The sequence below is a fragment of the Saccharopolyspora rhizosphaerae genome (assembly GCF_003931915.1).
GTDB classification, from domain to species: Bacteria; Actinomycetota; Actinomycetes; order Mycobacteriales; family Pseudonocardiaceae; genus Saccharopolyspora; species Saccharopolyspora rhizosphaerae.
Genome location: NZ_RSAA01000026.1, coordinates 179,624 through 199,162 on the forward strand (window position 1 = coordinate 179,624; position 19,539 = coordinate 199,162).

A 19,539-nucleotide genomic window follows, 5' to 3' on the forward strand; every position below is an offset into this window, starting at 1 on the left:
AGCCCGAACCCGCCTGGCGCCGGAGTCCAGACCCGGATGCGGAGATCGGTGAGCACGCTCTACGGTGGAACTCCCGCAGCGGGAAGCGTCGGTTCGAACTCGTCGCGCAGTTCCGGTCGTCATCGGTGCGGGATCGCTTCGCCTTCGACGCGGAGCACACCGAACCTTCCAGCCGTGCACGGCTCGACGCAGTTCTCGGCAGCCGAGCCACGGCTGAAACCGAAAGGACACCCATGAAGATCCGCGTGGAACGTGACGGTCTTGCTGATGCCGTCGCCTGGGTCGCGCGCAGCCTGCCGTCGCGACCGCCGGTTCCGGTGCTGGGCGGGGTGCTGCTCGATGCGAGTTCCGGGGAAGCGCTGACCATCTCCGGCTTCGACTACGAGGTTTCGGCGCAGGTCACGATCGAGGCCTCGATCGACGCCAGCGGCAAGACCCTGGTCTCCGGGCGTCTCCTGGCCGACATCACCAAGGCGTTGCCGGCTCGCCCGGTGGAGCTGACCGTTGACGGCTCCCGGGTGACGATCACCTGCGGCAGCTCGCGGTTCAGCCTGCCGACCATGCCGGTCGAGGACTACCCGGCACTGCCGGAGATGCCCGAGCACGTCGGCTCGGTTCCCACCGACCTGTTCAGCGAGGCGGTCGGCCAGGTCGCGATCGCGGCGGGCAAGGACGACACCCTCCCGATGCTCACCGGCATCCGGATGGAGATCAACGCCGACAAGCTGACCATGGTCGCCACCGACCGGTTCCGGCTGGCGATGCGCGAGATCACCTGGGAGCCGGGCTCGTCGATCGCGGACACCCAGGTGCTGGTCCCGGCCAAGACCCTGGCCGACTCGGCCAAGACGCTGGGCGCCGGTGCGAGCAAGGTCGAGATCTCGCTGGCCTCCGGTGACGGGCTGCTCGGCCTGTCCGGCACGACCCGCCGGAACACCAGCCGGTTGCTGGACGCCGAGTTCCCCAAGTACCGCCAGCTCCTCCCGTCCGAGACCGCGGTGACCGCGAACATCGACGTCGGTCCGCTGGCCGAGGCGATCAAGCGCGTGTCGCTGGTGGCCGAGCGCGGCACGCAGGTCCGGCTCGAGTTCTCCGACCGCGTGCTGCGGCTGTCCGCCGGCGGCGACGACGAGGGCAGCGCCGAAGAGGAGCTCCCGGTGGAGCTCGACGGCGAGGACCTGACCATCGCATTCAACCCCGCCTACCTGCTCGACGGCCTCAGCGCGTTGAAGTCCGAGCGCGCTCAGCTGCAGTTCACCACCGCCAACCGCCCGGCGTTGATCAAGCCCGTCGGTGACGACGGTGAGGTCCAGGAGGGCTACCTCTACCTGTTGATGCCGGTCCGCCTGCCCGGCTGATGTTCGGTGCGGCCGCGGTGGTGCGCGGCTCACATCCGGCGCACCACCCGGCCCGTCCGCTCGGTCCGTGGTCGTAGGCTCCGGCCAGATCGATTCAGCGGGTCCACCCGCAGCGCGGCCGGCCACGCGCCGACCTCCACACGTCGACCACACAGTTCGAATTAGGAGTTCCAGTGCAACTCGGGCTTGTCGGCCTCGGCCGAATGGGTTTCAACATGCGCGAGCGGCTGCGGGCCGCCGGCCACGAGGTCGTGGGGTACGACCGCAACCCGGACGTCCGCGACGCGGCGTCCGTGGCGGAGATGGTGGAGAAGCTGTCCGGCCCGCGGATCGTGTGGATCATGGTTCCGCACGGTGACCCGACCCGGCAGACCGTCGAGGAGCTGTCCGGACTGCTGTCCGCGGGTGACCTCGTGATCGAGGGCGGCAACTCGAAGTTCACCGATGACCAGGCCAACGCCGCGCTGCTCGCCGAGAAGGGCATCAAGTACGTCGACGTGGGCGTGTCCGGTGGTGTCTGGGGTGCGACCAACGGCTACGGGCTGATGGCCGGCGGCGACGCCGAGGACGTCGAGCGCGCGTTGCCGATCTTCGACGCGCTGCGTCCGGAAGGTCCCCGCGAGGAGGGCTTCGCCCACGCCGGTCCGGTCGGCGCCGGTCACTACGCGAAGATGGTGCACAACGGCATCGAGTACGGCCTGATGCAGGCCTACGCCGAGGGTTTCGAGCTGCTCGCCGCGTCCGAGGTCGTCACCGACGTCCCGGCCACGATCAAGGCCTGGAGCAAGGGCACCGTCGTGCGTTCCTGGCTGCTGGACCTGCTGGTCCGCGCCCTCGACGAGGACCCGGAGCTGTCCGAGCTGCGCGGCTACGTGCAGGACTCCGGCGAGGGCCGGTGGACCATCGAGGAAGCGATCAACAACGCGGTCCCGGCGCCGGTCATGACCGCCGCCCTGTACGCGCGCTTCGCCTCCCGCCAGGAGGACTCGCCCGCGATGAAGGCGGTCGCGGCGCTGCGCAACCAGTTCGGCGGCCACGCGGTCCACAAGCAGTCCGACGGCTGACCTCCCGCTCGTGAGGCGGGGGAGCTCCGGCTCGAGCTCCCCCGCTGGACCGGGGACGTCGACGAGGAGACGTGTCGACAAGTTCCCTTGTCGTCCGCGACGACCGCGCTGGTCGCGGCACGCGGACAGGTGGTCCGGCACGGTCCGGACACCCCGCTGCGGACGGTGCGGACACCGCGACCGCGACCTCCGCGCAGAAGCCGTCCGGCAAGAACGACTAAGTTGGATCGTCGTGTACGTGCGCCACTTGCAGGTGAACGACTTCCGGTCGTGGCCCCTGGCAGACCTCGAACTCGAACCCGGGGTCACGGTGCTGGTCGGGCCGAACGGTCAGGGCAAGACGAACTTGGTGGAGGCGATCGGCTACGTCGCCACGCTCGGCTCGCACCGGGTGTCCAACGACGCCCCGCTGGTCCGCTACGGGACGAGTCGCGCGGTGGTGCGGGCCGCGGTGGTCAACCACGGCCGGGAACTGCTGGTCGAACTGGAGATCACGCCCGGCAAGGCGAACCGGGCGCGGATCAACCGAGGTGCGGCCGGCAAGCCCCGCGACGTGCTGGGGATCCTGCGGACGGTTCTGTTCGCGCCGGAGGACCTGGCGATCGTGCGCGGTGACCCGGGTGAGCGCCGCCGGTTCATGGACGACCTGCTGGTCGCGCGGGCGCCGCGCTACGCGGGCATCCGCTCCGACTACGAGCGGGTGCTCAAGCAGCGCAGCGCGCTGCTGAAGTCGGCGGGTGCCGCTCGGCGCGGTGGTGGCAAGGCGGACCTGAGCACGCTGGCGGTGTGGGACGGCCACCTCGCGCGGTACGGCGCCGAGCTGCTGGCCGGTCGGCTGTCCCTGGTGTCGGCGCTCGCCCCGCACGTGACCAGCGCGTACGCCAACGTCGCCGCGACCGAGGACGCGAGCACGCCGTCGGGACGCGTCGCCGACCTGCGGTACCGCAGCAGCCTCGGCGAGTCGTTGCCGGAGCGCTACGGGGTGCCCGGAGCACCGGAGGTGCCGTGGGACGAGGCCGTGCCGGAACTGGAGGCCGCGCTGCTCGCGGAGCTGGAGCGGGTGCGCCCGCAGGAGATCGAGCGGGGTGTGTCGTTGGTCGGACCGCACCGAGACGACCTCGAGCTGCTGCTCGGCGAGCTGCCGGCGAAGGGGTACGCGAGCCACGGCGAATCGTGGTCGTTCGTGCTGGCGTTGCGGCTGGCTTCTTATCACCTGCTCACCCAGGATGGCGCGGAGCCGGTGTTGATCCTGGACGACGTGTTCGCCGAGCTGGACCGCCGCCGGCGGGCCCGGCTCGCGGAACTGGTCGCGGGTGCCGAGCAGGTGCTCGTGACGGCCGCCGTGGGCGAGGACGTCCCGCCGGAGCTCACCGGAGTCCGGTACGACGTCCGGGAAGGTGAGGTGCACCGTGCCGCCTGACGGGAGCGGACGCAGAACTTCACGCAGGGTGACCGCCGCCACGGACCAGTCCGTGGAACTACCCACATCTGGGGATAACCCTGTGGATGGTGTGGATAACCCGGCCCCTGCTCGCGGCTCCGACGGGGCCGCTCTGCCCGAGGGCGGAACCGCAGGTCAGGGCTTCGACAGCAGCGGTCTCTCCGGACCCGACCTGGCGCGCGCGGCGTTGCAGGCGGCTCGTGAGCAGTCCGCGGCCAAGCGCGGGTCGAGGGGGAAGGCCGGCCCGAAGGGCGGGCTGCGCACCCGTCGTCGTCGCAGCGGGTGGACCTCGGCCGGGCCCGATGAGCGGGACCCGCAGCCGTTGGGCAGGCTCGCCGCGCGGATCGCCAAGGACCACGGCTGGACCGAGCACCTCTCGGGTGGGCAGGTCTTCGCCAGGTGGGGGTCGCTCGTCGGCGAGGAGATCGCCGAGCACACCACGCCGCTGCAGCTCAAGGACGGCGAGCTGACGGTGCAGGCGCAGTCCACGGCGTGGGCCACGCAGCTCCGGCTGCTGCAGCGGCAGATCCTCAAGCGCATCGCCGACGGGGTGGGGCGCGACGTGGTCAAGCGGATCAAGGTGCAGGGACCTGCGGCGCCGAGCTGGCGACACGGCCCGCGGCACATCTCCGGACGTGGTCCGCGGGACACCTACGGCTAGTAATCTGCGCGATGCGCACGGTCGAGGCGTGCCGAGCGCGGGCGCCACGTCGCAGGTGGGGCTCCCCGGGCTCCCGATCGCGGCGGAGAATTCCGAGCGGGCGCTCGTGGCTCTCCGATGGTGGATTGATCCGAGATCTCGACTCTGTGAGCAAACCAGGGGCGTCCTTGCCCCACTTCTGCGGTGGCGGACCAGTAGAATCAACACGGGTGTGACCCGACGCGATCCCCGGTCGTCATCGGCGAGGGGCCGGACCGGGCCGCGCCGGGGCGCGGCGCCGGCAGCCGAGTCCGCCCCCGAAGTGGTCGTGGAGGTGCGCTGGAGCCGGTACCAGGCCGGCACCGACCGATCACCGTGACAGCACAGTCGGCTTGAGGAGAAATCGAGGCCCGTGGCACCGAAGAAGAGCGAATACAACGCTTCATCCATCACCGTTCTTGAGGGCCTTGAGGCCGTCCGCAAGCGTCCTGGCATGTACATCGGGTCGACCGGTGAGCGCGGCCTGCACCACCTCGTGTGGGAAGTCGTGGACAACTCGGTCGACGAGGCGATGGCCGGGTACGCGTCGAAGGTCGAGGTCACGCTGCTCGCCGACGGAGGCGTGCGGGTCTCGGACGACGGCCGCGGCATCCCGGTCGACATGCACCCGGTCGAGAAGAAGCCGACCTTGGAGGTCGTGCTGACCGTCCTGCACGCCGGCGGCAAGTTCGGTGGCGACTCCTACGCCGTCTCCGGTGGTCTGCACGGCGTCGGCGTGTCGGTCGTCAACGCGCTGTCCTCCTCCCTCGAAGCCGAGATCCACGTCAACGGCCACGTGTGGCGGCAGCGCTACAAGGACTCCAAGCCCGTCGCCGACATCGAGCGGGGCGAGAAGACGAACAAGACGGGCACCACGATCACCTTCTGGGCCGACCCGTCGATCTTCGAGACCACCCACTACAACGCCGAGACGGTCTCCCGCCGGTTGCAGGAGATGGCCTTCCTCAACAAGGGCCTGACCATCACCCTCCGGGACGAGCGCGGCACCGAGGTCGAAGAGGGCGGTGAGGACGCCCAGGGCGACACCGCCAAGGTCTCCGAGCGCACCTTCCACTACCCGGGCGGGCTCGAGGACTTCGTCAAGCACATCAACGCGACGAAGGAGCCGATCCACAAGAAGGTCGTCTCCTTCAGCGCCTCCGGCAGCGGGCACGAGCTCGAGGTCGCGCTGCAGTGGAACTCCGGCTTCAACCAGTCGGTGTACACCTTCGCCAACACGATCAACACGCACGAGGGCGGTACCCACGAGGAGGGCTTCCGGTCGGCGCTGACCCGCGTGGTCAACAACTACGCCAAGGACAAGAAGCTGCTCAAGGACAAGGACGGCAGCCTCACCGGTGACGACGTCCGCGAAGGCCTGGCCGCGATCGTGTCGGTGAAGGTCTCGGAACCGCAGTTCGAGGGCCAGACCAAGACCAAGCTCGGCAACACCGAGGTCAAGTCCTTCGTGCAGACCACGGCGTTCGAGTGGCTGACCGACTGGTTCGAGCGCAACCCCGCCGACGCGAAGGTGATCGTCAACAAGGCGGTCTCCTCGGCGCAGGCCCGCGTCGCCGCGCGCAAGGCCAAGGAGCTGGTCCGCCGCAAGAGCGCGATGGACATCGGCGGTCTGCCGGGCAAGCTCAAGGACTGCCAGTCCAACCAGCCCGACGAGTGCGAGCTCTACATCGTGGAGGGCGACTCCGCGGGTGGCTCCGCGAAGGAAGGCCGCGAGTCGCGCTTCCAGGCGATCCTGCCGCTGCGCGGCAAGATCATCAACGTCGAGAAGTCGCGGATCGACAAGGTCCTCAAGAACAACGAGGTCCAGGCGATCATCACCGCGCTCGGCACCGGCATCCACGACGAGTTCGACCTGTCGAAGCTCCGGTACCACAAGATCGTGCTGATGGCCGACGCCGACGTCGACGGCCAGCACATCCGGACCCTGCTGCTGACGCTGCTGTTCCGGTTCATGCGCCCGCTGATCGAGAACGGCCACGTCTTCCTCGCGCAGCCGCCGTTGTACAAGATCAAGTGGCCGCGCGCGGAACCCGAGTACGCCTACAGCGACAAGGAACGCGACGCGCTGCTCGCCCGGGGCGCGGCCGACGGTCGCAAGCTGCCCAAGGACGACGGCATCCAGCGCTACAAGGGTCTCGGCGAGATGAACGCCGACGAGCTGTGGGAAACCACGATGAACCCCGAGTCGCGACTGCTGCTGCAGGTCTCGCTGGACGACGCGGCCACCGCGGACGAGCTGTTCAGCGTGCTGATGGGTGAGGACGTCGAAGCCCGGCGCTCGTTCATCACGCGCAACGCGAAGGACGCGGGCTTCCTGGACGTGTGATCTGACGCGCAGGTCGACCACCGAACTCTCCGAACGAGCAAGGGAAGAGCATGACGGACATCCTGCCGCCGGAACACGGCCGGGTCGAACCGGTCGAACTCCAGCAGGAGATGCAGAACTCCTACATCAACTACGCGATGAGTGTCATCGTCGCGCGCGCCCTGCCGGACGTGCGCGACGGGCTCAAGCCGGTGCACCGGCGCGTGCTGTACGCGATGTACGACTCCGGCTTCCGGCCGGACCGCGGTTACGTGAAGTGCTCCCGCGTCGTCGGCGACGTGATGGGCAACTACCACCCGCACGGCGACTCGGCCATCTACGACACCCTGGTCCGCCTGGCCCAGCCGTGGTCGATGCGCCACCCGCTGATCGACGGGCAGGGCAACTTCGGTTCGCCCGGCAACGACCCGGCCGCGGCCATGCGGTACACCGAGTCGCGGTTGGCCCCGTTGGCGATGCACATGCTCGCCGACATCGAAGAGGACACCGTCGACTTCTCCGACAACTACGACGGGCGCACCCAAGAGCCCGACGTGTTGCCGGCGCGGTTCCCGAACCTGCTGGTCAACGGCGGTGGCGGGATCGCGGTCGGGATGGCGACCAACATCCCGCCGCACAACCTGCGCGAGGTCGCCGACGGTGTCGTCTGGGCGCTGGAGCACCCGGACGCCGACGACGACATGCTGCTCGAAGCGCTGATGCAGCGGATCAAGGGACCGGACTTCCCGACGCGCGGCCTGATCCTCGGCAACAACGGGATCGCCGACGCCTACCGCACCGGTCGCGGCTCCATCAAGATGCGCGCCGTCGTCGCGGTGGAGGAGGACACCAAGGGCCGCACCACCCTGGTGATCACCGAGCTGCCGTACCAGGTCAACCCGGACAACCTCATCGAGAACATCGCCTCGATGCACCGGGAAGGCAAGATCAGCGGCATCTCGGACATCGCGGACGAGTCCAACAGCCGGCGCGGCATGCGGATCGTGATCACCCTCAAGCGTGACGCGATCCCGAAGGTCGTGCTGAACAACCTGTACAAGCACACCCAGCTGCAGACGACCTTCGGCGTCAACATGCTGGCGCTGGTCGACGGCGTGCCGCGCACGCTGCGGCTCGACCAGGTGATCCGGTACTACGTCAAGCACCAGGTCGAGGTCATCGTCCGCCGGACCAGGTACCGGCTGCGCAAGGCCGAGGAGCGCGCCCACATCCTGCGCGGTCTGGTCAAGGCGCTGGACATGCTCGACGAGGTCATCGCGCTGATCCGGCGCTCGCCGACGGTCGACGACGCGCGGACCGGCCTGATCGAGCTGCTCGAGGTCGACGAGGTCCAGGCGAACGCGATCCTCGAGATGCAGCTGCGCCGCCTGGCTGCCCTGGAGCGGCAGAAGATCGTCGACCAGCTCGCCGAGATCGAGCGGGAGATCGAGGACTTGAAGGACATCCTCGAGAAGCCCGAGCGGCAGCGGCAGATCATCCGCGACGAGCTGATGGAGATCGTCGACAAGCACGGCGACGACCGCCGCACCCGGATCGTCCCGTTCGAGGGCGAGGTCTCCATGGAGGACCTCATCGCCGACGAGGACGTGGTCGTCACGATCACCAGGACCGGTTACGCGAAGCGGACCCGGACCGACCTGTACCGGGCGCAGAAGCGCGGCGGCAAGGGCGTGCAGGGCGCGGCGCTGAAGCAGGACGACATCGTGTCGCACTTCTTCGTGTGCTCCACGCACGACTGGATCCTGTTCTTCACCAACAAGGGCCGGGTCTACCGCGCGAAGGCCTACGAGCTGCCCGAGGCCAACCGGACCGCTCGCGGTCAGCACGTGGCCAACCTGCTGGCGTTCCAGCCGGACGAGCAGATCGCCCAGGTCATGCAGATCAAGGACTACACGGCGGCGCCGTACCTGGTGCTCGCGACCAAGAACGGTTTGGTCAAGAAGTCCCGTCTGACGGACTTCGACTCCAACCGATCGGGTGGTCTTATCGGCATCAACCTGAAGGATGAGGACGAGCTCGTCGGCGCCGTGCTGTGCTCGGCCGACGACGACCTGCTCCTGGTCTCGGCCGAGGGCCAGTCCATCCGGTTCCACGCGTCCGACGACGCGCTGCGGCCGATGGGCCGGGCCACCTCGGGTGTGCTGGGCATGCGCTTCAACGAGGGCGACGAGCTGCTGGCGATGGGCGTGTGCCGGCAGGACCGGTACGTCCTGGTGGCCACCGCGGGCGGTTACGCCAAGCGGACGCCCATCGAGGACTACCCGGTGCAAGGCCGTGGCGGAAAGGGCGTGCTGACTCTCCAGTACGACCGCAAACGTGGCAGGCTTGTGGGGGCGCAGATCGTCGAGCTGGAGGACGAGCTCTACGCCATCACGTCCTCCGGCGGGGTCATCCGCACCACCGCCAAGGAGGTGCGCAAGGCCGGTCGGCAGACCAAGGGCGTCCGCCTGATGAACCTCGACGAGGGGACGACCCTGCTGGCCGTGGCGCGCAACGCCGACGAGGCAGCGGATCCGGACGCCGCACCGGAGCCCAAGCAGGCGTGAGCGCGCACGAGAACTGAAGATGCCGTGGTACGCCACGGGGCACACCGACGCCGACGATCACCGAAGGATCGCTCGTGACAAGTTCCGAGAAGCCGGAGTCCTCGGACCCGCAGAAGGATGCGGGCCGGGGCTCGGCCAGCACCCAGACAGTCGACGACAAGGTCGAGACGGCCGGATCTGAGGCTGCTGCCTCTGCGGACGGCACCGAGGAGTCCGGCTCGACGGCCGAGCCCGACAGCGGTGGGCAGGCCTTCGAAGGCACCGAGACGCCGCCGCCGTGGCAGCGAGCCTCGGCGACCACCGCGGAGGACGGCGAAGCGGAGTCGAGCAGCTTCACGGGTTCGGCGGCGTCGGGTGCCCTGGGCGGTACCGCGGCCGGCGCCGCTGCGTCTTCCTCGGCGCGGAGCGACGCCGAGGACACCCAGACGATCCCGAAGGCGGTCGGCGACCAGGACACGGTCCGCACGCAGGTCCCGCAGTCGTCGCGGACCCAGGTGTCCTACACCGGTCCGGGCAGCGGTTCCGCCACCGGGCCGCGCAGTGCCGCGGGCACCTCCGCGCGGCGTCCCAGCCGGGGCCCGCGCCGGGCGAGCCTGCAGGTCAAGCGGCTCGATCCGTGGTCGGTGCTGAAGCTGGCGCTGGTGCTCAGCGTCGCGCTGTTCTTCGTCTGGATGATCGCCGTGGCGGTGCTCTACGGCGTGCTCGACGGCATGGGCGTCTGGGAGCAGCTCAACGGCACCTTCACCGAGCTCACCCAGCCCGACGACGCGGTGAGCGAGCCGCTGATCAGCGCCGGCCGGGTATTCGGCGTCGCCTCGATCATCGGTGCGATCAACATCGTGCTGATCACGGCGCTGGCGACGGTGGCCGCGTTCATCTACAACGTGGCGGCCGACTTCGCCGGCGGCGTCGAGATCACGCTGTCCGAGCGCGAGTGATCCGTTGACCGCGCCGCAGCGGCGTTCTCCGAGGTCGGAGAGCGTCGCCGCGGCGCGGTCGGGACAAGGCGACCCCCCGTTACGAAGCCGGGGAACAGTCCTGTAATGTTCACACCACAACGAACGAGGGCCTATAGCTCAGGCGGTTAGAGCGCTTCGCTGATAACGAAGAGGTCGAAGGTTCAAGTCCTTCTAGGCCCACTCGGGACTCGTTCCCCGTTTCTCCCAGACTCGAACACCACTGGCACGGGTGCCAGGTAGGAGGCGACCGGAATGAAGAAGCTGCTCGCACTCGCCGCAGTTGCCGGGGTCGTGCTGTTCGTGGTTCGTCGCAACAAGGCCGCCAAGGCCGAGGCTGACCTCTGGCGCGAGGCCACGGCGGAGGCCTGATCCTCAGGCAGGGGGCCCTGACCCTCGCCGCCGTTGGGGGACGTAGCTCAATTGGCAGAGCACCGCCTTTGCAAGGCGGGGGTTAGGGGTTCGATTCCCCTCGTCTCCACTCCGCACCGCAACGCCCTGCTCCGGAGCAGGGTGTTTTCGTGTGAGCAGCCCTGCTGGGGAGCCACCGACCGCGCTCGTCGGGTTCTGCGGTTCCTGGCCCTGCGTTCAGCTCGCTGACCAGCGCTTCCGGTGATATCACCCCGGAATGGTCGTTGCAATGGCTGGTGCGCACTGACTGGTTGAACTCACTATTACTACTCAACATGGAAAAGCCGGGCCCGCTGGGCCCGGCTTTCCGCTGTGCGGTCAGGGGGTGGGTGGGTTCGACCGGGGAGTCTCCACCTTGTTCGGCTCCCGGTGGCCGTCGTTCTCGGCCGCAGCGCGGTGGCGGGCCTGGTTGCTGCCCGGCGTCTGCGAGTCCCACGGTTCGTCGTCGGCCGCGGCGAGGGGGAGCTCCTCCGGCCGGCGGGTCAGGGCGACCGCAGCGGCGGTCGCTCCCAGCACCACCAGCGCGAGCAGGACCCACGGCCAGCGGCGCTTCTTCCTCGCCAGATCCGGATCGATCTTGGCGGCGAGCCGCTTGCGGGATTCGTTGGTCCGCTTCGACCACTCCTTGCGAGCCTGCTTCGCCTGCTTCGCGAGCTGCTTGCGCGACTTGCCCGTGGTGCGCTGCGCGATCAGCTCCTGGATCTCGTCGGTCGAGTAGCCGCGGTCAGCCAGCTCCTGCTCGGCCCTCGCCATCGCGTGCTTGGACCACACCGCACCTGTCTCACCTGCGCGTTTCGCGCCGTGGCGGGCCTGCTTGATACCGGTGCCGACCGCCTTGCCCACGGTCTCCCCGGCCCTGGCCATCGCCTTCACTTCATCCATCGCCTGTTGACCTCCTTGGCCTGGCTGCCTTCACCAGCCCGGTTTCCCCGGATGCGCTCACGTCAACCGCGGCTCGCCGCTGAAGCCGGGGCGAGGGCGCGGACCCGCCCATATTGCACCCAGACACCGCATTCGGCCCGCTCGATGGCAGGATGGTCGGGTGGCTGAAGACAACGGATCGCTCGTTGGGACGAAGTTGACCGCAACCCTGCACACCTCGCAGGGCGACATCCGGATCAACCTCTTCCCCGACCAGGCGCCCAAGACCGTGAAGAACTTCGTGGGCCTCGCCGAAGGGACCCAGGAATACACGGAGCCGAACGCCAAGGGCGAACGCTCCGGGCCCTTCTACGACGGTGTGATCTTCCACCGGGTCATCGAAGGCTTCATGATCCAGACCGGTGACCCGACCGGCACCGGCCGTGGTGGCCCCGGCTACCAGTTCGCGGACGAGTTCCACCCGGAGCTGCAGTTCAACCGGCCCTACCTGCTCGCGATGGCGAACGCCGGGCCGAACACCAACGGGTCGCAGTTCTTCATCACCGTGGCGGCGACGTCGTGGCTGAACTACAAGCACACGATCTTCGGTGAGGTCGCCGACAAGGAGTCGCGCGAGGTGGTGGACAACATCGCCAGCACCGCGACCGGTCGCAACGACCGCCCGGTGAACGACATCGTCATCGAGAAGGTTTCGATCGAGCGCGGCTGACACCGCCCGGGAAAGCAGGTCTCACCCGTGACTGTGCCACCCGGAACGACGCCCGGCCCGGACGGGACGCCGCAGCAGTTACCGACGTGCGTGCGGCATCCCGACCGGTCGACCGGGCTGCGCTGCTCCAGGTGCGATCGCCCCGCCTGCCCGGACTGCCTCCGGGACGCCTCGGTGGGCCAGCAGTGCGTCGACTGCGTCCGGGAAGGCGGCGCGACCGTGCGCCGGCCCGTGACCGTCGCTGGTGCGCGGCTGCGCGACAAGCCGATCCTGGTGCCGCTGCTGATCGTGGCGAACGTCGCGGCGTACCTGCTCACCGCCGTTCAGGCGGGGAACTTCGGCGCGAACTTCCACTCCGCCCTGTTCTTCGACTACTCGCTGGTGCCGCTCACGGTCGCCGGCGGGCAGTGGTGGCGGCTGGTCACCTCGGGGTTCCTGCACATCGGTGTGGTGCACCTGGTGATGAACATGCTCGCCCTGTGGGTGATCGGGCGTGACCTGGAGCTGCTGCTCGGTCGCGCGCGCTTCGCCGCGGTCTACGGGTTGTCGCTGCTCGGCGGCAGCACCGCGGTGTTCCTGCTCGGCGAGGCGGTGGCGCCCGTGGCGGGCGCGTCGGGCGCGGTGTACGGCCTGATGGGCGGCATCGCGGTCGCGGCGCTGAGGCTGAAGGTGAGCCTGCGCCCGGTGATCACCGTGATCGCGCTGAACATCGTCGCCAGCGTGGTGATCCCCGGGATCTCGCTGCTCGGGCACATCGGCGGGCTGCTGCTGGGCGCCGCCTCCACCGCGGCCCTGGTCTACGCGCCTCGCGAGCGCCGCACCCTGTTCCAGGCCGGTGCGCTGGTCGGCTTGCTGGTGGTGCTGCTGGTCGTGCTGTTCCTGCGGGACACCGGCTACGGCGACCTCAGCTGCGTCGGCTCCGGTCTCGACACCATGTGCGGCTGACTCACCTGCGCAGCGCGTGCAGCGCGTCGGCCGTGGTGTAAGGGTCCTCGCCGAGGTCGAGGCGAGTGAGGACGGTGAGCTCGGGGTTCGCGTCGAGCTCCAGGCTGGTGGCGGTCAGGCCGAGCCGGCGCGTCTCGCGGACGCGGATGGTGAGCTCGTCCCACCCGTAGTGGCGGGGTCCGGTCAGCGCGCGCACGGTCACGCCGGAGGTGTCGGCCTGCAACCGCGGTCGGCAGAGGGTGCCGAATGCGGAGGCCGCGAGCAGCGCCAGCGCGAGGACGCCCACGAAGACCCGGTCCGTCGGTCTCTCGGCGAGCAACGCCCAGGTCGCGGCGGCTGCGGTGAGCGCCCACCCGCAGCCGACCAGCGCCACCGGGGGTGCCCAGCGCTTCGCGTCCACCGTTGTCCACCCACCATCGACGAGTTGTCCACAGGACTTATCCCCACTGGGGACTAGTTACACACGTGTGCTTCGCTGACCGTCTGTCAAGCCAACGATGGGATGAGTGAGCTCCGAAGGAGTTGACCCCTTCGGAGCTCGTGCACGCAGCGTCGTTGTGCTAGGCGCTCGAGTTGCGGGACCCGCCGACCAGCCTTACGGGCTGTCGAAGCCGGAAGGTCGCCGCAGGTGAGCGACGTGCGTCAGCGCCACCGCATGGTCATCAGCAGCCCGACGATCATGAACGCGAAGCCGACGGCGAAGTTCCACCCGCCGAGTTCCGCCATGAAGTCGATCTTGTCGCCGGCGATGTAGTTGGTGACCAGCCAGAGAAGCCCGATCAGCATCAGGCCGAGCATCACGGCGACGTAGAGCGGGTGCGACGGCCCGACCGCCTTCGCCTTGACCGGCGTGCGGCGATCGACAACCGGGTTGGAGTCGTCCTTCTTGCGGACCTTGGACTTCGGCATAGGTGTCCTCGCCAGGTGGTGCGGCACCGCCGTTCCGCGCCCTGCCGGACAACCCGCTCACGGGGGCAGCGGAACGGCTCCCTTTCCACCTACCACGTTAACGTAATCACAGCGCAGATCGAGCACCCCTGGCGAAGCCGTGACCGGAGAGGAACGCCGTGGTCCCGTCCGTGGAGAGCCCGCCCCGACCGCCGCGGCCCGAGGGTAGGGCGCGCACGGCGATCCACGTCCTCGGCGAGCTGCTGATCACCGCGGGGCTGGTGCTGCTGCTGTTCGTGTTCTACGTCGTCTACGTCACCGACCTGTTCACCGCGCAGCAGCAGGCCGACGCCCGGGGCCGGATGCACGAGCAGTGGCAGGTCCAGCAGCGGCACCCGATCGCCGAACCTCCGCCGCCGGCGCCCGGGGAGGGGTTCGCGCAGCTCCACCTGCCGACGTTCGGCCTCGACTTCACCGTCCTCGAGGGCACCGACCTGCCGACCCTCGCCGCCGGGCCGGGGCACTACCCGGGCACGGCCTGGCCCGGTGAGCAGGGGAACTTCTCCGTGGCCGGGCACCGGAACGGCCGGGGCGCGCCGTTCCACGACCTCGACCGGCTGCCGTCCTGCGCGCCGCTCGTGGTGGAGACGGCGACCCACTGGTACATCTACCGGGTGCTGCCGATGGCCGAGGAGGTCGCGACGTGGGACGGCGGCGGAGGTGATCCGCGCTGCCAGGGGGTCGCGCCGGTCCCCGCGCCCTACGAGCAGGTCGTGGGCCGCCGCGTGGTGCGGCCCGAGCAGGGCGAGGTGGTCTTCCCGGTGCCCGGTGCACCACCGGAGGTCCTCCCGCCCGACCAGCGGACCCGGCTCATCACGCTGACCACCTGCCACCCGGAGTTCTCCGCGCGCGAGCGGTTGATCGTCCACGGCGTGCTCACCACGCAGTACCCCAAGATCGCCGAGCGCCCCGATTTGCGACCCCCGGAACTGGAGGAGCGCTGATGTACGCGTGGATCTGGCGGCAGCTGCCCGGCCCCGTCCCGGTCAAGGCGCTCCTGGCGCTGCTGCTGGTCGCCGCGGTCGTGGCCCTGCTGCTGTTCGTGGTGTTCCCCTGGGTGGAGCCGCGGCTGCCCTTCAGCGACGTGACCACCGCCCGGTGACAGCCTTCACCCGGGAAAACGCGTTGTGGCCGCCGCGTAGTCTGGGCACGTGCGTGTTCTGGTGGTCGACAACTACGACAGCTTCGTCTACAACCTCGTGCAGTACCTCGCGCAGCTCGGCGCCGAGTGCGTGGTGCGCCGCAACGACGTGGTCACCGACGACGACGTGGCCGCGGCAGACGGCGTGCTGCTCAGCCCCGGCCCGGGCACCCCGGACCGCGCGGGCCGGACGATGGAGCTCATCCAGCGCTGCGCCGCCGAGCGCAAACCGGCGTTCGGGGTGTGCCTCGGGCACCAGGCCATCGGCGCGGTGTGGGGTGGCACCGTGGAGCGCGCGCCCGAGCTGCTGCACGGCAAGATCAGCGAGATCGAGCACTCCGGCACGGGCGTGTTCGCCGGGTTGCCGCAGCCGTTCATCGCGACGCGGTACCACTCCTTGATCGTCCGCGCGGACACCGTCCCGGACGACTTCGAGGTCACCGCGCGCACGGAGTCCGGCATCGTGATGGGCATGCGCCACCGCGAGCTGCCGGTCGAGGGCGTCCAGTTCCACCCCGAGTCGGTGCTCACCGACGGGGGCCACCGGATGCTCGCCAACTGGATGGCCTCCGCGGGCCACCCGGTCGCCGACCAGCTCGTCGACCAGCTGGAATCCGAGATGCGCGAGGTCGCGGCCGCGGCTCGCTGACCGCAGGTCTCCGGACGCGCTGACCGCAGGTCCTCACGACGCAGAGCGGGGCGGTGGCCACTCGGCCGCCGCCCCGCTCCGCGTCGGTCAGATCACGGGAACGGGAAGATCCCGCCGCCGTTGCCCGGGGGCGTGCTCGTGCTCGAGCTGTCGTAGTCCCCGATGTAGAGGGTGATCGTCTGGTTCTTGCTGATCTTCTGACCCGCCTGCGGCGAGCTGCCGACGACCTTGTCGTCCTTGGCCGCGTCGCCGGTGGGCTGCTTGGTCTCGGTGACCGTGCCGTTCCAGCCCGCAGCCTTCAACGCGGCCTCGGCCTCGTCCGCCGTCATGTTCTGCAGCTGCGGCATGGCGATCTGGTTGCCCTTGGAGACCACCAGGGTCACCGTGGACCCGTTCCGCGCCTTGGCGCCGCCGGACGGCGACTGGTCGAGGACCGTGTTCGCCGGCTTGTCGGAGTCGCGGTTCTCCACGGTGACCTTGAAGCCGGCCCCGACCAGGAAGGCCCGCGCGGTCTCGAGCTGCTGACCGCGCAGGTCCGGGACCTCGGTCTGCGGGATCGCCTGGCCGACGACGACCTTGATGGTGGAGCCTCGGGGCACCTGGGTGCCCTTGCCCTCCCAGTCCAGGATCTTGTCGACCAGGGCCGGGTTGGAGGTCTCCTCCTTCTCGGGGTTGAGCCCGATCTTCAGGCCTGCGGCCTCGAGCGCCTTCTGCGCCTGGCTCATCGACATCCCGGTCAGGTCCGGGATCTCGACCTTCTCCTCGCCCTGGCCGGTGCACAGGTCGAGCTTGGTCTCCTCCTTGACGACCATCGTGCCCGCGGGCGGCGTCTGCTTGACGATCTTGCCGCGCTCCTCCTCCTTGGAGAAGCAGGAGGACGGGCTGAACCGCCACCCCTCGGCCTTGGCCTTCTCCTGAGCGGCGAAGGTGGTCTGGCCGACCAGGCTCGGGACCGCCACGCGGTCGGGCTGACCGACACCGACCAGCATCGTCACCAGCCACGCGGCGAGCGCGAACACCGCCACGCAGGCCAGCGTGACCAGCGCGACGACGGCGTTCTTGCTGCGCCGCCGCTCGGGTTCGGCGGGTGGGTAGTCCTCGACGTCCTCCGAGCGGTGCCTGCCCGAGCCGATCATCTCGGTGGCCGCGCCGCCGCCCTGACCGAGCATCGCGGTGTGCTCTTCCTCCGACATGATCATCGGAGCCTTCGGCCGCTGGCCGGACAGCACCCGCACCAGGTCGGCCCGCATCTCCGCGGCCGACTGGTAGCGGTTGGCCGGGTTCTTGCTCAGCGCCTTGAGCACGACGGCGTCCAACGACGCCGGGGTCGCCGGGACCACGTCGGACGGCTTGCGGGGCTCTTCCCGGACGTGCTGGTAGGCCACCGCGACCGGCGAGTCACCGGTGAACGGCGGTTCTCCGGTGAGCAGCTCGAAGAGCACGCAGCCGGAGGCGTAGACGTCGCTTCGCGCGTCCACGGCCTCGCCGCGCGCCTGCTCCGGCGAGAGGTACTGGGCGGTGCCGATGACTGCCGCGGTCTGGGTGACCGCCGCCTGGCCGTCGGCCAGCGCGCGGGCGATGCCGAAGTCCATCACCTTCACCGCGCCGGACCGGGTGATCATGATGTTGGCCGGCTTGACGTCGCGGTGCACGATCCCGTGCCGGTGGCTGAAGTCCAGCGCCGCCGACGCGTCCGCCATGACCTCCATCGCCCGCCGGGGCGAGAGCGGACCCTCTGTCTTGACGATGTCGCGCAGAGTCCGGCCGTCGACGTACTCCATGACGATGTAGGGCAACGGCCCGTTCTCGGAGTCCGTCTCGCCGGTGTCGTAGACCGCCACGATCGCCGGGTGGTTCAGCGCGGCGGCGTTCTGCGCCTCGCGCCGGAAGCGCAGCTGGAAGGTGGGGTCCCGGGCGAGGTCGGCACGCAGGATCTTGACCGCGACGTCTCGGCTCAGACGCGTGTCGCGGCCCTTGTGCACCTCCGACATACCGCCGTAGCCGAGAGTCTCGCCGAGCTCGTAGCGGTCGGATAGAAGTCGAGGTGAACTCATCGAATCGTCGTTCCGATCCTTGTCAACGATCGTCCCATCTCGCCCGCGGGCTTTCCGATCATGGGTTCCTGCCGATGCGAAGTTTGTCCCAAACCGTTCGTTGAATCCAGGCTCAGATCAGCCACCGGGCCGGGTCCGGCCATGCCCAGCTCGAAGCGGCCTACTGCCCAGTAGGTCAGCAGACCGATGGCGACCAGCAAGACTACCGCCAGGAACACGACCACGATCCACATGACGATCCTGGAGTTGCCGGTCCGCCGGTGAGCATTCCCACCCATGGCACCAGCCACGCCGGTGCCGGTCGGCATGGGCATCGGAGCCTGCTGCGGTGAGACCTGGTGCTGCTGTCCCGTCTGCGGCTGCCCCGCCTGGTGCTGCCCCGCTTGTTGTTGCACCGCCTGCTGCGCGGGCTGCGGAGTCCCGGGTTGCTGCGGCGGGATGACCCCGGGCGGGTAGGTGCCGCCCATCGGCGGCGAGCCCGGCACCACCGGGTGCACGCCGGTGCCCGGACCGGGCGCGTTCACCGGCCGCTGCTGCTGCGCGACCACCGCTGACGGCGTCGGCAACGGTCGGCCCGCCCGCACCGCGGCGACCGCTGCGGCGAACTCCCCGCCGTCGGCGTAGCGCCGGCGCGGGTCCTTCACCAGGGTCGCCTCCACCAGCGCCCGCACTCCCGGCGGCACGTCCGGCGGGAGCGGCGGGGCGATCTCGCGGATGTGCATCATGGCGACCGTCACCGCGTTCTCGGAGAGGAACGGGCGGTGGCCCATCAAGCACTCGTAGCCGACCACCGCCAGCGAGTACACGTCGCTGGCCGGCGTGGCGTCGGAGCCGAGCGCCTGCTCCGGCGCGATGTAGTGCGCCGTCCCCATCACCATCCCGTTGCGGGTGACCGGTGCCGCGTCGGCCGCCTTCGCGATGCCGAAGTCGGTCAGCTTCACCTTGCCGTCGGGGGTGATCAGGATGTTGCCGGGCTTGACGTCGCGGTGCACCAGACTGCGTTCGTGCGCAGCCTGCAGCGCCTGCCCCGCCTGCTCCAACATGTCCATCACGTGGTCGGTGTTGATCCGTCGTTCCCGGGCGAGGATCGCCGCGAGGGGCTCCCCCTCGACCAGTTCCATCACCAGGTAGGCGGTGTCCTCCGGACCGTCCGGGACGGCAGCGGTCTCACCGTAGTCGTGGACCGCCGCGATGCCCGGGTGGTTCAGCGAGGCGGTGGTGCGGGCCTCGGTGCGGAAGCGGTGCAGGAACTCGGCGTCCCCGCACAGCTCGGCCTTGAGGACCTTCACCGCCACGGTCCGGTCCAGCCGGACGTCCACCGCCTCCCACACCTCGCCCATGCCGCCGACCGCGATGCGGCGGCCCAGGCGATAGCGCTCGGCGAGTAACTGGCCGGTGGTGAGCACGGA

General features: G+C 69.6%; 17 protein-coding genes, 2 tRNA genes and 1 pseudogene. 15 read left to right on the forward strand and 5 right to left on the reverse strand.

All coding sequences use genetic code 11. The features are described 5' to 3' along the window. The first annotated feature begins 233 nt into the window (after nt 1-233). From dnaN to EIL87_RS22515, 10 genes and pseudogenes are all read left to right on the forward strand, one after another. Entirely contained in the window at nt 234-1,358 is a 1,125-nt protein-coding gene (gene dnaN, locus EIL87_RS22475) for a DNA polymerase III subunit beta (RefSeq protein ID WP_125092575.1), read from the forward strand. Between the two features lie 173 nt (nt 1,359-1,531). Further along, on the forward strand, nt 1,532-2,422 hold the full coding sequence (gene gnd, locus EIL87_RS22480) for a phosphogluconate dehydrogenase (NAD(+)-dependent, decarboxylating) (protein ID WP_125092576.1): 891 nt from the start codon (nt 1,532-1,534) through the stop codon (nt 2,420-2,422). A 232-nt stretch (nt 2,423-2,654) separates the two neighbouring features. After that, a complete protein-coding gene (recF, locus tag EIL87_RS22485) occupies nt 2,655-3,842 on the forward strand; it encodes a DNA replication/repair protein RecF (protein WP_125092577.1) in 1,188 nt (395 codons plus the stop codon). Nucleotides 3,843-3,933: 91 nt separating this feature from the next. Continuing rightward, nucleotides 3,934-4,524, forward strand: a complete 591-nt coding sequence (locus EIL87_RS22490) for a DUF721 domain-containing protein (RefSeq protein WP_125092667.1) — start codon at nt 3,934-3,936, stop codon at nt 4,522-4,524. A gap of 391 nt (nt 4,525-4,915) precedes the next feature. Beyond that, nucleotides 4,916-6,889 (forward strand): DNA topoisomerase (ATP-hydrolyzing) subunit B, encoded by a 1,974-nt coding sequence (gene gyrB, locus EIL87_RS22495; RefSeq protein ID WP_125092578.1) that lies wholly within the window; start codon nt 4,916-4,918, stop codon nt 6,887-6,889. Nucleotides 6,890-6,939: 50 nt separating this feature from the next. Further along, nucleotides 6,940-9,435, forward strand: a complete 2,496-nt coding sequence (gene gyrA / locus EIL87_RS22500; protein WP_125092579.1) for a DNA gyrase subunit A — start codon at nt 6,940-6,942, stop codon at nt 9,433-9,435. A gap of 74 nt (nt 9,436-9,509) precedes the next feature. Continuing rightward, entirely contained in the window at nt 9,510-10,373 is an 864-nt protein-coding gene (locus EIL87_RS22505) for a DUF3566 domain-containing protein (RefSeq protein WP_125092580.1), read from the forward strand. A gap of 127 nt (nt 10,374-10,500) precedes the next feature. Continuing rightward, nucleotides 10,501-10,574 (forward strand) — tRNA-Ile (locus EIL87_RS22510). A gap of 72 nt (nt 10,575-10,646) precedes the next feature. Continuing rightward, nucleotides 10,647-10,754 (forward strand): annotated as a pseudogene (locus EIL87_RS27585) (DLW-39 family protein); the annotation flags it as partial. Nucleotides 10,755-10,799: 45 nt separating this feature from the next. Continuing rightward, a tRNA-Ala gene (locus EIL87_RS22515) sits at nt 10,800-10,872 on the forward strand. A gap of 248 nt (nt 10,873-11,120) precedes the next feature. Here the strand turns inward: EIL87_RS22515 and EIL87_RS22520 are convergent. Next, a complete protein-coding gene (locus tag EIL87_RS22520) occupies nt 11,121-11,684 on the reverse strand; it encodes a hypothetical protein (protein WP_199740558.1) in 564 nt (187 codons plus the stop codon). Between the two features lie 196 nt (nt 11,685-11,880). On the opposite strand from EIL87_RS22520, the gene EIL87_RS22525 reads away from it, so the two are divergent. Both EIL87_RS22525 and EIL87_RS22530 read left to right on the forward strand, forming a co-directional pair. Then, complete coding sequence (locus EIL87_RS22525; protein WP_125092581.1) at nt 11,881-12,393, forward strand: peptidylprolyl isomerase; 513 nt, start codon at nt 11,881-11,883, stop codon at nt 12,391-12,393. Nucleotides 12,394-12,567: 174 nt separating this feature from the next. After that, nucleotides 12,568-13,338, forward strand: coding sequence for a rhomboid family intramembrane serine protease (locus EIL87_RS22530; RefSeq protein ID WP_233576485.1), 771 nt, complete (start codon nt 12,568-12,570; stop codon nt 13,336-13,338). A gap of 1 nt (nt 13,339) precedes the next feature. Here EIL87_RS22530 and EIL87_RS22535 read toward each other — a convergent pair whose 3' ends face one another. Both EIL87_RS22535 and crgA read right to left on the reverse strand, forming a co-directional pair. Then, nucleotides 13,340-13,738 carry a PH domain-containing protein gene (locus EIL87_RS22535; RefSeq protein ID WP_125092583.1) on the reverse strand — a complete coding sequence of 133 codons (399 nt, stop codon included), beginning with the start codon at nt 13,736-13,738 and terminating at the stop codon, nt 13,340-13,342. A 242-nt stretch (nt 13,739-13,980) separates the two neighbouring features. Continuing rightward, nucleotides 13,981-14,247, reverse strand: coding sequence for a cell division protein CrgA (gene crgA / locus EIL87_RS22540; protein WP_125092584.1), 267 nt, complete (start codon nt 14,245-14,247; stop codon nt 13,981-13,983). A 158-nt stretch (nt 14,248-14,405) separates the two neighbouring features. Here crgA and EIL87_RS22545 point away from each other — a divergent pair, with 158 nt between their 5' ends. Genes EIL87_RS22545 through EIL87_RS22550 form a run of 3 tightly spaced genes read left to right on the forward strand, consistent with a single transcriptional unit; the run spans nt 14,406 to nt 16,076 of the window. Continuing rightward, nucleotides 14,406-15,230, forward strand: a complete 825-nt coding sequence (locus tag EIL87_RS22545) for a class E sortase (RefSeq protein WP_125092585.1) — start codon at nt 14,406-14,408, stop codon at nt 15,228-15,230. Beyond that, a complete protein-coding gene (locus EIL87_RS27150; RefSeq protein ID WP_199740560.1) occupies nt 15,230-15,388 on the forward strand; it encodes a hypothetical protein in 159 nt (52 codons plus the stop codon). Before EIL87_RS22545 ends, EIL87_RS27150 begins: the two co-directional genes overlap by 1 nt. Before the next feature lie 49 nt (nt 15,389-15,437). Continuing rightward, nucleotides 15,438-16,076, forward strand: coding sequence for an aminodeoxychorismate/anthranilate synthase component II (locus EIL87_RS22550; RefSeq protein WP_125092586.1), 639 nt, complete (start codon nt 15,438-15,440; stop codon nt 16,074-16,076). 92 nt (nt 16,077-16,168) lie between these two features. Here EIL87_RS22550 and pknB read toward each other — a convergent pair whose 3' ends face one another. After that, complete coding sequence (pknB, locus tag EIL87_RS22555) at nt 16,169-18,130, reverse strand: Stk1 family PASTA domain-containing Ser/Thr kinase (RefSeq protein WP_125092587.1); 1,962 nt, start codon at nt 18,128-18,130, stop codon at nt 16,169-16,171. Beyond that, complete coding sequence (locus EIL87_RS22560) at nt 18,127-19,536, reverse strand: serine/threonine-protein kinase (protein WP_125092588.1); 1,410 nt, start codon at nt 19,534-19,536, stop codon at nt 18,127-18,129. Before EIL87_RS22560 ends, pknB begins: the two co-directional genes overlap by 4 nt. Nucleotides 19,537-19,539: the final 3 nt, after the last annotated feature.

What these genes read in the sequence shown, in the direction of transcription:
- dnaN (WP_125092575.1), top strand. Translation starts at nt 234, where the DNA reads ATGAAGATCCGCGTGGAACGTGACGGTCTTGCTGATGCCGTCGCCTGG.
- gyrA (WP_125092579.1), top strand. Translation starts at nt 6,940, where the DNA reads ATGACGGACATCCTGCCGCCGGAACACGGCCGGGTCGAACCGGTCGAA.
- EIL87_RS22520 (WP_199740558.1), bottom strand. Translation starts at nt 11,684, where the DNA reads ATGGATGAAGTGAAGGCGATGGCCAGGGCCGGGGAGACCGTGGGCAAG.
- crgA (WP_125092584.1), bottom strand. Translation starts at nt 14,247, where the DNA reads ATGCCGAAGTCCAAGGTCCGCAAGAAGGACGACTCCAACCCGGTTGTC.
- EIL87_RS27150 (WP_199740560.1), top strand. Translation starts at nt 15,230, where the DNA reads ATGTACGCGTGGATCTGGCGGCAGCTGCCCGGCCCCGTCCCGGTCAAG.
- pknB (WP_125092587.1), bottom strand. Translation starts at nt 18,130, where the DNA reads ATGAGTTCACCTCGACTTCTATCCGACCGCTACGAGCTCGGCGAGACT.